Below are 12,904 nucleotides of genomic sequence, written 5' to 3'. Positions count from 1 at the left end.
TCACCCCCGGATGCACCCCCGCCGCACCGCGTCCGCCACCGGCCGGCGGCGCGTCAGGGCGCGGGCGGGGCGACGGGCGGGGTCAGCAGGAGCAGGCGGTCGCGGGTGGCCTTGGGGAGTCCGGCCACGACGCAGGAGTAGGAGTGCGCGACGAGGTCGTCGAGTTCGTCCGGGGGGATGGTGCCGTCGAGCGCGACGGTGTTCCAGTGCTTCTTGTTGAGGTGGTAGCCGGGGGTGACGGCCGGGTAGCGGTCCCGCAGGTGCAGGGAGAGGGCGGGGTCGCACTTGAGGGAGACCGAGGGCGGGTCGGTGTCGGGGCTGAGGATGGCGAAGATCCGCCCGGCGACCTTGTAGACGTCGACGCCCGGGCCGAACGGGTTCTCCTCGGCGGTTTCCGGCAGGTCGAGGGCGAGTTCGGCCACCTGTTCCGGTGTCACCTTCGGATACGGCGCGGAGTCCGGCCGCCGCTCGCCCTCGTCGGCGCCGCCGTCGCCGCCACCGCGTGCCCTGCTCGCCATCGGTCCGTCCTCCCGGAGGTGCCGCACTCACGAATCCCGCCGGTCCGCGGGCGTGCCCACGCTACCGCCGGGCACCGACACCCACCCGGGTCACGCCTGGGCGGTGGCGCGCCGGACCTCCAGGTCGGTGCACTGCCAGCTCATCTCGCGGACGTGCGGCCCGGGGGCCGGGTGGCCGTAAGCCCCGGCGGAGACGCTGATGCACACCACCAGCCAGGCGCGCCAGCCGGTGCCGACGCCGCGCCCGTCGTCGTAGACGGTCCGGCCGTCGACCTGCCAGCGGACGCTGTCGGCGCCGAGCAGGACGTCCAGCCGGAAGGGGCGGCCGGGGGTGACGAGGCCGTCGACGGTGTCGCCCGCGCCGCCGACGTGGTTGCTCAGTTCGAGCAGGTGCGGGTGGGTGGCGTGGTACTCGAAGAGGTCGACCTCGCCGTGGCCGGGCTGCGGGTGGCCGCCGGGGGTGTCGCGGCCCCAGGTCCACAGCGCGGGCCAGGCGCCCTGGGTGTCGTCGACCACGCAGGTCGCCGACACTTCGTCGCCGGGCCGCAGTTCGAAGCCGCCGGGCGCGTACTCGGTGGAGACCAGGTCGGTGTGCCACCGCCCGCCGCCGGCCGCGCGGGCGGTGAAGACGCCCGCGGCGGTGGGGCCGTAGGAGGGGCCGATCTGGTCGAGTTTGTTGTCGCCGGGGTTGCGGCCGTCGGGCGGATAGGCGGAGGAGCGGCCCACGGCCCAGGCCGTGCGGTCGGTGAAGGGGGCGGCGAAGACGACGGGCGCGGGGCGCGCCGCGGACGGCGGGACGGTCATGGGTGCTCTCCCCGGACGGCGGCCGGTGCTCCCGGCCGGCTACTCCCGAACAACTACTCCCGGTCAACTACTCCCAGTCAACGCCGGTCACGTCCGGTCCGGAAAGCGGCGCGCTGAAGCGCCTCGGGAGCGCGCCTGTCGGGCAGCGCGCCCCGCGCGGTCCGGCCGAAGCCGCCGAGGTGAGCGTACGATCGTGACAAAAGCTCACTAAACGTATGATCACGGTCGGCGGGCGGCGCGCGCCCGGCATGAGCAGGCAGGGACGACGGAAAGGGCGCGGATGGGCGGCGGCGCACGCGGCAATCCGGCTCGGCGCGGGGAGGACGACGCCGAGCTGCGGCAGATCGACGCGCTCAACCGGCTGCACACCGACCCCTCGGCCCGCGAGGAACTGGCGCCCGATCCGCCGGACGCGGCGGAGGACAGCCGGCCCGCGGCGGACCCCGGGGAAACGCCGGACCCGCCCGGCGCCGACCCGGAGGAGACCGCGGAGCCGCCGGAGGCAGCCGCGGAGGCGGCGGAAGCACAGGTCCCCTCGGACGAGGCCCCCGCCGCCCCCGCGGACGGCACCGCCGCCAGCCCCCGGCACCGCGACGCCCTCCTGGTGGACACCGGCCACACCGTCGCCGACGCGCAGTCCCTGGACGAGGCGCTCAGGGCCCTCAACGCGCTGCGCACCCCGGACTTCCCGCTCGACGGCCAGGCCGTCTTCGGCATCAACGGCGGCTTCCTCAGCAAGCTCGCCACGAACGGCTTCCGCGCCGCCGGCCCCGAGCGGATCTTCCGGATGCCGCTGTCGACCGGCTACCCGGCCACCGAGGTGGTCCGCACCGGCCGCCCGGTCTTCCTGGCCACCGCCGAGGAGTACCGCAGCCGCTTCCCGGTGACCTATCCGCTCACCGCGCACAAGGGGCGCCGGTCGTGGGCGTTCCTGCCGCTGACGGCCGGCGGGCGGCTGAACGGGGTGTGGCTGGCGGCGTTCCGCACGCCGGTGGCCTTCAACGAGGACGAGCGGACCCTGCTGACGGTGACCGCCCGGCTGGTGGCGCAGGCGCTGGAGCGCACCCGGGTCGGGGAGGCGGAGATCGCGCTGTCCCGCGGGCTGCGCAGCAGCATGGGCCGGGCCGGGGCGGCGATCAAGGGGCTGAGCGTGGCGACGCGCTATGTGCCGACCGGCGGCGGCCTGATGGTGGGCGGCGACTGGTTCGACAGCATCGACCTGCCCAGCGGCCGGCTCGCCCTCGTCATCGGCGACGTACAGGGCCACGACGTGCACGCGGCGAGCCTGATGACGCAGCTGCGCACCGCCGTGCACGCCTACGCCTCCGAGGGGCACGGCCCGGACGCGGTGCTCGCGCGGGCCTCGCGCTTCCTCACCGAGCTGGACGAGGACCGCTTCGCGACCTGCGTCTACATCGAGGCCGACCCGGAGACCGGGCTGCTCCAGCTCGCCCGCGCCGGGCACCCGCACCCGGTGATGCGGCTGCCGGACGGCACCTGCATGATCAAGCACGTCCCCGGCGGGCTGCCGCTGGGGCTGATGCCGGGCGGCGAGGACTACCCGGTGACGCTGATGCAGCTGCACGAGCAGGAAGTGCTGATGCTGTGCACCGACGGCCTGATCGAGACCGGCGGGTACGACATGTACAGCGGGTGGGTGCGGGTGCGCGACGCGATGGCGCCGGGCCCCGGCGACGACCTGGAGCGTATGGCCGACCGGCTGGTGGAGGCGGTGAACGGTCCTGCGCAGTCCGCCGACCGCGCGCGCCCGGAGCCGGACCTGCGCCGGGCGGACGTGCGCGCGCGCAACGAGGACGACATCGCGCTGCTGCTGGTGCGCCGGGACGCCGGCGAGCGGCTGCCGGACCTGAGCGAGCGGCGGCTGGTGCTGGCCATCGAGCAGGGCCGCGGCGAGGACCTGTCCGAGGCGCGGGCGGAGCTGGAGTCGCTGCTGCACGACTGGGCGCGCTCGGACCAGGTGGACACCGCGGTGCTGCTCGCCTCGGAGCTGGCGGGCAACGTGCTGATGCACACCGACCAGTCCGCCGCGCTCGTCGCGGTGGTCGCCGGGGAGTGCGGCCGGCGCGTCCTGACCGTCGAGGTGACCGACCGCGGCGACGAGCTGCCGCACCAGCGCGCCCCGGGCGAACTCGCCTCCTCAGGGCGCGGGTTGGTGCTGCTGGACCTGCTGGCCGACGCGTGGGGCGTACGGCCGGAGGCCGAGGGGAAGACGGTGTGGTTCTCGCTGCGGGAGGACACCGCCGCGGACGGCGGTTGAGCGCTGCCGCCGCCGGCGGCGGGGCGGTCTACGCGCTGCGGCGGCGTTCGCCGTAGGGCGGTGGGAGAGGGGCCTTGCGGCCTGCCGGGCTGTCCTCCGGGCGGGTGTGCGCCGCGCCGCGCAGCTCCGGTGCCTCGATGACGGGGGGAAGGTCGGGCGTGAGGTGCACGCCTCGCCGCCCCCGGTGGGGTCCGTTGCGGTCGTCTCCTTCGCTTCCTTCACTCATGTCCTTCGGGTACCCAGCGGTATGTCCGTAATCAGCCGACGCGTACTTTCGGGCCCCGATCGACCCCCAGCTCCGAAACGATCGAAACCTCACTCTGCACCTTTCGCCACGCCCGATCCCTGCTACGTAACGCTTTGATAACCGCAGACCGGAGGGTTGACCAGGTTTCCCGGCGGTCAATACGTTCTGGGCGGCGCATAACTTTCGACATCGCCGTCGAAACATTCGAAAGGCACTCCATGATGAAGCGCGCTCGGTTCTCTCGCGCCGCCGCCGGTGGCGTGGTGCTCGCACTCGGGCTGTCCCTGGCGGCCTGCGGCGGCAGCAGTTCGGCGGGCGGCGCGGGCCGCATCCACGTCCTGGTCTACGGCGACGCCACGAACAAGGTGGAGAAGCAGATCGTCGCCACCTTCAACAAGACCTCGAAGGTCAAGGCGGTGCTGGACACCATCCCCGGCGCGGACTACCAGCAGAAGCTCCAGACGATCATCACCACCAAGCAGGCGCCGGACATCTTCTACAACTGGGGCGCCGGCAGCATCGAGCCGTTCGTCAAGGCCGGGCTGCTGATGCCGCTGGACAGCTTCATCGCCAAGGACCCGGGGCTGAAGTCCAACTTCCTGCCGTCGGTGTTCAACACCGCCGTCGTCGACGGCAAGGCGTACGGGATACCGATGCGCGGCACCCAGCCGGTGCTGCTCTTCAACAACAAGAAGGTGCTGGCCGACGCGGGGCTGAGCGAGCCGAAGACCTGGGACGACCTGCTGGCCGACGTCAAGGCGCTCAAGGCCAAGGGCAAGACGCCCATCGCGCTCGGCGGCGGCGACCAGTGGCCGACCCAGATGTGGTTCGAGTACGTCTACGACCGCATCGCCGGCCCGGGCCTGTTCGAGAAGGCGCTCGGCGGCGACACGAGCGTGTGGGCGAGCGCGGACAGCCGCAAGGCGCTGGGCATGCTCAAGCAGCTCGTGGACGCGGGCGCGTTCGGCAGTTCGTACGACTCGGTGAAGTTCACCGACGGCGGCTCGCCGGCGCTGCTGGCCACCGGGAAGGCCGCGTTCGAGCTGATGGGCTCGTGGGAGTACTCCACCGAGCAGGACGCCAACCCCGACTTCACCAAGAGCGACCTGGGCTACGGCCCCTTCCCGACCGTGCAGGGCGGCAAGGGCGACCCGGCCGACGTGGTCGGCAACACCAACAACTTCTACTCGGTGCTGAAGAAGACCAAGTACCCCGACGCGGTCGCGCAGTTCCTCAAGCTCCAGTACTCCGACGAGTTCGTCAAGGCGCACCTGGCGATCGGCAACCTGCCGACCACCACCAACACCCCGAAGTTCCTGGACACCGCGGCCAACCCGGCCTATCTGAAGTACCAGTTCAAGCTGGTCCAGCAGGCGCCGTCGTTCCAGCTGTCCTGGGACCAGGCGTACCCGCCGTCGGCGACCACGGCCATCCACACCGCCGTCCAGGAGTTCTTCGACGGCAAGACCGACACGGACGGCTTCATCAAGGCCATGCAGTCCCTGCCGAAGTCCTGACCGGGATACGCGAGATGACCACGACCACGACCTCCACCGGGGTGGCGCCGCCGAAGGCCGCGCGCGGCGCCCGCCGCGCCGGCACGGCGGTGCCCCGCCCGGGCCTGGCCTGGGCGGCCCCCGCCACCTTGTTCTTCGCGCTGTTCGCGGTACTGCCCCTGGTGCTGGTGGCGGTGCTCTCCTTCACCGACTGGGACGGCCTGGGCGCGCCGCAGTTCGCCGGCCTGGACAACTGGCGGGCGCTGCTGCACGACCACACCATGCTCAAGAGCCTGTGGCTGAGCGTGCTGATCACCGTGCTCGGGGTCGCCGTGCAGACCCCGCTGAGCATCCTGCTCGGCGTGTGGGCCGCCGGGCGGCAGCGCAACCGGGCGGTGCTGTCGGCGGTGTTCTTCGTGCCGCTGCTGCTGTCGGCGACCGCGGTGTCCGTGCTGTGGCGGGCGATGCTCGACCCGAACTTCGGGGTGCCGGCGCAGGCCCGCTGGCTGTTCGGCAACGGCAACCTGCTGGGCATGCAGTCCGGCGCGATCGGCGTCCTCGTCTTCGTCGGCGCCTGGCAGTACACGCCCTTCCACACGCTGATCTACCAGGGCGCGGCCCGCGCGATCCCGCAGGTCCTCTACCAGGCCGCGGAGGTCGACGGGGCGGGCACCGTACGGCAGTTCTTCCACATCACGCTGCCGCAGCTGCGCACCACCATGATCACCTCGATGATCCTGATGGTCGTCGGCGGCCTGACCACCTTCGACACGGTGCTGATCCTCACCCAGGGCGGCCCCGGCACCGACACCACGATCAGCGCCTACTACATGTACCAGCAGGCGTTCAAGAGCTTCGACTTCGGCGGCGGCGCGGCGATCGCGCTGGTCCTGGTGCTGGTCGCCACGGTCATCTCGCTGGTGGTGGTCCGGGTCTCCGGCTACGACCGGATGCGCAGCAGTTCGGAGGGCCTGTGATGAGGCGACGCCCCAACGTCCTGGCCGGACTCGGCTCGCTGGTCTGGCTGTTCCTGGTCGGCCTACCGCTGTACGTCATGCTGCTGGCCACGCTGCGCAGCCGCAGCGACTACGCGGCGCACGGCCCGCTGGCCTTCCCCGCGCACTTCACGCTGCACAACTACACGCAGGACTTCTCGAACGGCTTCGGCCGCTACTTCCTCAACACCCTGCTGGTGACGGCCGCGGTGGTGGCGATCGTGCTGCTGCTGGTGCCGCCGCTGTCGTACGCGATCGTGCGCGGCCGCGGCCGGGTCACCACCGGTGTCTTCCGGCTGTTCCTGCTGGGCCTGGCGGTCCCCGCGCAGGCGGTGATCGTGCCGATGTTCTACGTGATCAACCGCGCCGGGCTCTACGACAACCTCGCCGGGGTGATCCTGCCGACCGCCGCGTTCTGCCTGCCGGTGTGCGCGCTGGTGCTGACCGGGGCGATGCGCGACATCACCCCTGACCTGTACGAGGCGATGGCCATGGACGGGGCCCCGCAGTGGCGGGTCTTCCTCCAGCTGGTGCTGCCGCTGTCCAAGGGCGGGCTGTCCACGATCGTGGTCTTCTCCGCGCTCCAGGCGTGGAACGGCTTCCTCTTCCCGCTGGTGCTGACCCAGTCCGACTCCTCCAAGGTGGTCACGCTGGGCCTGTACGACTTCCAGACCGAGCACGGCGTGGACATCCCCGGCCTGCTGGCCGCGGTGGTGCTGTCGATGCTGCCGATCCTCATCGTCTACCTGTTCGCCCGCCGTGCCCTGGTACAGGGGCTCATGGGCGTCGGAGGAAAGTGACCGACACCGTGCCCGAACAGACCACGCCCCGCCCCGACCGGCCCGGACCCGATCCGACCGGCACCGACACGCCCGGCCCCGACACCCAGGGGGCCGCCCCCCGCTGGCAGGACACCGCGCTGCCGCCCGAGGCCAGGGCCGACGCCCTGCTCGCCGAGCTGACCCTGCCGGAGAAGGCCGCGCAGCTGTACGGCGTCTGGGTGGGCGCCTCCGCCGAAGGCGGCGAAGTCGCCCCGCACCAGCACGAGATGGAGGCCCCCGCCGACCTCGACGCCCTGCTGCCGCACGGACTGGGCCAGCTCACCCGGCCGTTCGGCACCGCCCCGGTCGACCCGGCGCTCGGCGCGCTGTCGCTGCTGCGCACCCAGCGCCGCATCATGGCCGCCGGCCGCTTCGGCATCCCCGCGCTCGCCCACGAGGAGTGCCTCGCCGGGTTCGCCGCCTGGGGCGCCACCGCCTACCCGGTGCCGCTGGCGTGGGGGGCGACCTTCGACCCGGAGCTCGTGGGCGCCATGGCCGGGCGGATCGGCCGCGACATGCGGGCGGTCGGCGTCCACCAGGGGCTCGCGCCGGTGCTGGACGTGGTGCGCGACCCGCGCTGGGGCCGCGTCGAGGAGACCATCGGCGAGGACCCGTACCTGGTCGGCACGATCGGCACCGCCTACGTGCGCGGGCTGGAGTCGGCCGGGGTCGTCGCCACCCTCAAGCACTTCGCGGGCTACTCCGCCTCCCGCGCCGGCCGCAACCTCGCGCCGGTGGGCATGGGCGGCCGGGAGCGCGCCGACGTGATCCTGCCGCCGTTCGAGATGGCGGTGCGCGAGGGCGGCGCCCGGTCGGTGATGCACGCCTATACCGACACCGACGGCATCCCGTCCGCGGCCGACGAGCAGTTGCTGACCGGGCTGCTCCGCGACACCTGGGGCTTCACCGGCACCGTCGTCGCCGACTACTTCGGTGTCGCCTTCCTCCACACCCTGCACGGCGTGGCCGGCACCCTCGCGGAGGCGGCCGGTGCCGCGCTCGGCGCGGGCGTCGACATCGAGCTGCCCACCGTCAAGGCGTACGGCGAGCCGCTGCTCGCGGCCGTCGCCGAGGGGCGGGTGCCCGAAGCGCTGCTGGACCGCGCGGTGCGCCGGGTGCTGGTGCAGAAGGCCCAACTCGGCATGCTGGACGCCGACTGGGACCCGGTGCCGCCGGTACTGGACGGCCGCGCCCCGGACGCCGACTCGGACACGGACGCGGACGCGTCCTCGGTCGAGGCGCTGCGCGGCAGCGTGGACCTGGACTCCCCCGCCAACCAGGACCTCGCCCGCCGGCTCGCCGAGCGCAGCGTGGTGCTGCTGCGCAACGACGGCACCCTGCCGCTGGCGCAGCCGCGCACCATCGCGGTGCTCGGCCCCAACGCCGACACGCCCACCGCGGTCCTGGGCTGCTACTCCTTCCCGGTGCACGTCGGCTCGCAGCACCCGCAGGTGCCCGCCGGGATCGAACTGCCCACGCTGCGGGAGGCGCTGGCCGAGCAGTTCGCCGGCAGCCGGATCGTCTCGGCGCCCGGCTGCGCGGTGGACACCCCCGACACCGGCGGCATCGCCGCCGCGGTGCGTGCCGCGGCCGAGGCCGACGTGGTGGTGCTCGCGCTCGGCGACCGGGCCGGGCTCTTCGGCCGCGGGACCAGCGGCGAGGGCTGCGACGCGCAGTCGCTGGCGCTGCCGGGGGTGCAGCGGCAACTGCTCGACGCGGTCCTGGACACCGGCCGGCCGGTCGTCGTCACGCTGCTCGCCGGGCGCCCGTACGCGCTCGGCCGCGCCGCGCAGGAGGCCGCCGCGGTCGTCCAGACCTTCTTCCCCGGGCAGATGGGCACCGCGGCGCTCGCGGCGGTGCTCGCCGGGCAGGTCGAGCCGTCCGGGCGGCTGCCGGTGAGCGTGCCGGCCCACCCCGGCAGCCAGCCGTCCACCTATCTGACCGCGCGGCTGGGGCAGGCCAGCGACGTGTCCAACGTCGACCCGACCCCGGCCTACCCCTTCGGGCACGGGCTGGCGTACACCTCCTTCGCCTGGACGGAGTTGGACACCGCCGCCCCGCGGGCGGGCACCGACGGCGCGCTGCGCTGCGCCTTCACCGTCCGCAACACCGGGCGGCGCGAGGGCACCGAGGTGGTGCAGGTCTACCTGCACGACCCGGTCGCGTCCGTGGTCCGGCCCGAGCAGCGGCTCGTCGGCTACCGGCGGGTGCACCTCGCACCGGGCGCGGCGGCCCGGGTGGAGCTGACCGTGCCCGCCGACCTCGCCGCGTTCACCGGGCGCGACGGACGCCGCGTGGTCGAACCGGGCGCGCTCGAACTGCGGTTGGGCGCGTCCAGCGCGGACATCCGGCTGACCGCCGCGTGCGAGCTGACCGGCCCGCCCCGCACGGTGGACCACACCCGCGCCCTGCACCCGCAGTTCACGGTGGCACAGGTGTGATCCCGCGGGCGCCGCGCCGCTGCCGCAGGGCGCTCAGGTCAGCGGCGCAGCGCCCGCCGGGCCAGCCAGTTGCCGAGGAACTGCCCGGCCTGCACGATCACCACGATGGTCGCCACCGTGATGTACACGATCGGCCAGTTGTACCGCTGGGAGCCGTAGGTGATCGCGAAGTCGCCCAGCCCGCCGCCGCCGAACAGGCCCGCCTGCGCGGACATGTCCACCACGGCGACGAAGATGAACGTGTAGCCCAGGACGATCGGGCCGAGCGCCTCCGGGATCAGCACCGTGACCAGGATGCCGATCCGGCGGGCGCCGGCGGCCCGGGCGGCCTCGATGACGCCGGGGTCGACGGTCAGCAGGCTCTGCTCGACGATCCGGCTGACCGCGAACGCCGCCGCCAGCGACAGCGCGAACGTCACCGCGTTCGTGCCGATCGTGGTGCCGATGGTGTGCAGCATCAGCGGCTGGATGGCCGTCAGGAAGATCACGAACGGCACCGGGCGCACCACGTTGACCAGGATGTTCACCGCGAGGAACACCGTGCGGTTGCCCAGCAGGCTGCCGGGCCTGGTCGCGTAGAGCAGCAGCCCGAGCGCCAGGCCGAGCAGCCCGCCGACCGCGGTGGAGATCAGCACGATGAAGAAGGTCTGCCGGATCGCCTCGCGGTAGACCGGCAGGTTGGTCACGAACTCGTGCATCTCAGTCGTCCTCCTCGGTCAACTCGACGCCGTCGGCCCGCAGTTCGCCCAGGGCCGCGTCGATCGCGGCGGGCGCGCCGACCAGCTCGAAGGTGAGGCTGCCGACCGGCCGCTCCTGGAGTTCCCCGACGCCGCCGAAGACGATCCCGGCGGCCACCTCGTGGTCCAGGAACGCCCGGGCCACCCGGGTCTGGAACCCGGTGCGGTCCTGCACCCGGACCGAGACGATCCGGCCGGGGTGCCGCTGCCGCAGCCGCGCGAGGGTCTCCTTCGAGGGCCGCTCGCGCAGCGCGGTGCCCAGCAGCCGCACGGCCGCGTCGCTGCGCGGGTGGGCGAAGACGTCGTAGACGCTGCCCTCCTCCACCACCCGCCCGGCGTCCAGCACCGCGACCCGGTCGGCGACCGCGCGGATCACGTCCAGCTCGTGGGTGATGATCACCATGGTGACGCCCAGGGTGCGGTTGGCCCGGCGCAGCAGGTCCAGCACCTCGGCGGTGGTGCCGGGGTCGAGCGCGCTGGTCGCCTCGTCCACCAGCAGCAGCGAGGGCTCGGTGGCCAGCGCGCGGGCGATGCCCACCCGCTGCTTCTGCCCGCCGGACAGCTGCTCGGGGTGGTCGCGGGCCCGGTCGAGCAGTCCGACGAAGTCCAGCAGGGCGGCGACCCGGCGGTCCCGGTCCGGCTGCCCGACCCCGGCGACCTTCAGCGGGTAGGCCACGTTGCCGGCCACCGTGCGGGAGCGGAAGAGGTTGAACTGCTGGAAGACCATGCCGATGTCGCGCCGCACCCCGCGCAGTTCGCGCTCGGCGAGCCCGGTGAGGTCGTGCCCGCCGACGTGCACGCTGCCCGAGGTCGGCGCCTCCAGGCCGTTGATCAGCCGCACCAGGGTGCTCTTGCCGGCACCGGAGTGGCCGATGATGCCGAACACCTCGCCGCGGCGGATCTCCAGGCTGACGTCGTCCAGCGCGGTGAACGGGGTGCCGCGCCGCCCCTTGCCCGCGAAGGTCCGGTGTACGTGCTCCAGCCGCACATGCACCTCCTCCGGCCGTTCCCGCCTCTGCTCCGGCCGTTCCCGCGCCTGCTCCGGCCGTCCGGCCGGCTCGCTGCCGGTCATGCCGCCGCCCTCCCCGACTCCCGTGTCCGCACGGCTACTTCTTCGCCGCTTCGGCCTGCTTCTGGACCGTGGCCAGCTCGGTGCGCAGCTGCGCGGCGGGCACGGTGCGGAAGACCGCGGTGCCGCCGTTCGCCTCCTGCACGCCCTTCTCGACCGACGGGTCGTGGTAGAGCGCGGCGAGCTTGAGGTAGGTGGGGTTGTCCTGGTCGGCGGCGCGGGCGGTGAAGATGTTCACGTAGGGCGCGGCGCTGGCGCTGGCCGGGTCGTCCTGGAAGACCACGTGGGACTGGGTGAGCTTCGCGCTGGTCGCGTAGTTGTTGTTGACGATCGCGGCCGCGACCGAGCCGCTCTGCAACGCGCCGGCGGTCTGCGAGGCGTCGAGCGCGGTCACGTCGACCTTGTGGGTGAGGATGTCGGCGGTGCTGGAGAAGGCCGATCCGCCGTCCTTGAGGGTGAGCAGCTTGGCCGCCTGGAGCACCAGCAGGCCGCGCGCTTCGTTGATGGCGTCGTTGGGGATGGCGACCTTGGCACCGGCCGGCAGCTGCGCCGGGGAGGAGTACTTCAGCGCGTACAGCGGCAGCGGGTAGACGGCGGTGGCGCCGATCGGCTGGAGGTCGTCGTGCGCGGTGACGTTGTAGTTCGCCAGGTACTGGATGTGCTGGAACTCGTTGAGGTCGAGCTGCTTCTCCTTCAGCGCCGGGTTGGGCTGGCTGTAGTCGTTGAAGTTGACCAGCTTCACCTTCACGTCGAGCTTCTTCTCCGCCAGCGCGGAGAAGGTCTTCCAGTACGGCTCGGACGCGTCGGTGACGCCGATGCTCACCGTCTTCTTGTCCGAGCCGCCGCCGGAGGACAGCACCAGTCCGACGATCAGCCCGGCGACCACGACCACGGCGGCCGACGCCACCCAGGTGATCCGCCGCCGGTTCCAGCGGGCGGGCGGCAGTTGCGGGGCGTTCGACGGCTCGTTCGGCGACGGCTGCGACGGCTCGCCGGATATCGGCTTATCGGGCGTTTCGGACATGGCGGGGCCCTCCAGGGGACGGTGGAGACGGACGGACGGGGGCGGGTACGGTTTCAGGGCACGCGGGCAGCACGGCACGGCCGCGCGGCGGCGGCAGGCGGCATGCGGCGGGTGGCCAGTGGCGGCAGATGGCCGCCGGCGCGGACCGCGCGGAACGGGGGTTCGGCAGACCGGACTACGGCGCCGGGCGCACCCGCGCGGGCCGCGGACCGTACGGGTCCTTCGGCGGGGCGTGGTGCACAGGGCGCGGGCGGACCCGGATCAGGAGGCTGATGCCTGCCCGCGCGGTCCGCTTCGGCTGCCGGTCAGGGACACAGGCAGCTGGCGACACGCGCATAGTCGATGACGCGTCGAGTCGTCAGCAGTGCGGTGTCCATGCCGATCACCCTAACAGCACCGCGGAGTGGCAATGGACATGTCCAGCAACACGGTGCGGTCACGGGAAAGGGGCGGGGGGGGACGGTGGGGGGTGCG

Annotated in this window: 11 protein-coding genes; 5 read left to right on the top strand and 6 right to left on the bottom strand. The window is 73.1% G+C overall.

Features of this window, described 5'->3' with window-relative positions:
- Nucleotides 1–53: 53 nt before the first annotated feature.
- Together AC3EVP_RS35205 and AC3EVP_RS35200 are read right to left on the bottom strand one after the other, a co-directional pair.
- Nucleotides 54–518 (bottom strand): MmcQ/YjbR family DNA-binding protein, encoded by a 465-nt coding sequence (locus tag AC3EVP_RS35205; protein WP_435137399.1) that lies wholly within the window; start codon nucleotides 516–518, stop codon nucleotides 54–56.
- A 90-nt stretch (nucleotides 519–608) separates the two neighbouring features.
- Nucleotides 609–1,322, bottom strand: a complete 714-nt coding sequence (locus AC3EVP_RS35200) for a beta-glucanase (protein ID WP_335980817.1) — start codon at nucleotides 1,320–1,322, stop codon at nucleotides 609–611.
- Between the two features lie 280 nt (nucleotides 1,323–1,602).
- Between AC3EVP_RS35200 and AC3EVP_RS35195 the strand changes: the two genes are divergently transcribed.
- The gene (locus AC3EVP_RS35195; protein ID WP_435137395.1) at nucleotides 1,603–3,600 is read left to right on the top strand and encodes an ATP-binding SpoIIE family protein phosphatase; all 1,998 of its coding nucleotides are present in this window, start codon (nucleotides 1,603–1,605) and stop codon (nucleotides 3,598–3,600) included.
- Between the two features lie 28 nt (nucleotides 3,601–3,628).
- Here the strand turns inward: AC3EVP_RS35195 and AC3EVP_RS35190 are convergent, their stop codons facing one another.
- Entirely contained in the window at nucleotides 3,629–3,826 is a 198-nt protein-coding gene (locus tag AC3EVP_RS35190; RefSeq protein ID WP_335980819.1) for a hypothetical protein, read from the bottom strand.
- 239 nt (nucleotides 3,827–4,065) lie between these two features.
- On the opposite strand from AC3EVP_RS35190, the gene AC3EVP_RS35185 reads away from it, so the two are divergent.
- The 4 genes from AC3EVP_RS35185 to AC3EVP_RS35170 are packed head-to-tail and all read left to right on the top strand — an operon-like array spanning nucleotide 4,066 to nucleotide 9,600.
- Entirely contained in the window at nucleotides 4,066–5,364 is a 1,299-nt protein-coding gene (locus AC3EVP_RS35185; protein WP_435137390.1) for an ABC transporter substrate-binding protein, read from the top strand.
- Between the two features lie 14 nt (nucleotides 5,365–5,378).
- Entirely contained in the window at nucleotides 5,379–6,320 is a 942-nt protein-coding gene (locus AC3EVP_RS35180; RefSeq protein ID WP_435137387.1) for a carbohydrate ABC transporter permease, read from the top strand.
- Nucleotides 6,320–7,138, top strand: coding sequence for a carbohydrate ABC transporter permease (locus AC3EVP_RS35175; RefSeq protein ID WP_335980824.1), 819 nt, complete (start codon nucleotides 6,320–6,322; stop codon nucleotides 7,136–7,138). The genes AC3EVP_RS35180 and AC3EVP_RS35175 overlap by 1 nt, the downstream gene beginning before the upstream one ends.
- The gene (locus AC3EVP_RS35170) at nucleotides 7,135–9,600 is read left to right on the top strand and encodes a beta-xylosidase/alpha-l-arabinosidase (protein ID WP_435137383.1); all 2,466 of its coding nucleotides are present in this window, start codon (nucleotides 7,135–7,137) and stop codon (nucleotides 9,598–9,600) included. Before AC3EVP_RS35175 ends, AC3EVP_RS35170 begins: the two co-directional genes overlap by 4 nt.
- Before the next feature lie 38 nt (nucleotides 9,601–9,638).
- Here AC3EVP_RS35170 and AC3EVP_RS35165 read toward each other — a convergent pair whose 3' ends face one another.
- From AC3EVP_RS35165 to AC3EVP_RS35155, 3 genes are read right to left on the bottom strand one after another with little or no spacing between them, the layout of a single operon-like run.
- Complete coding sequence (locus tag AC3EVP_RS35165; RefSeq protein ID WP_435137380.1) at nucleotides 9,639–10,298, bottom strand: ABC transporter permease subunit; 660 nt, start codon at nucleotides 10,296–10,298, stop codon at nucleotides 9,639–9,641.
- Nucleotide 10,299: 1 nt separating this feature from the next.
- Entirely contained in the window at nucleotides 10,300–11,409 is a 1,110-nt protein-coding gene (locus tag AC3EVP_RS35160; RefSeq protein ID WP_435137377.1) for a methionine ABC transporter ATP-binding protein, read from the bottom strand.
- Between the two features lie 34 nt (nucleotides 11,410–11,443).
- Nucleotides 11,444–12,430 (bottom strand): MetQ/NlpA family ABC transporter substrate-binding protein, encoded by a 987-nt coding sequence (locus tag AC3EVP_RS35155; protein WP_435137374.1) that lies wholly within the window; start codon nucleotides 12,428–12,430, stop codon nucleotides 11,444–11,446.
- Nucleotides 12,431–12,904: the final 474 nt, after the last annotated feature.

The organism is Actinacidiphila sp. bgisy144 (genome assembly GCF_057708105.1).
Note: the sequence above shows the minus strand (reverse complement) of the source record. Positions and strands in the feature narration are given on the sequence as shown.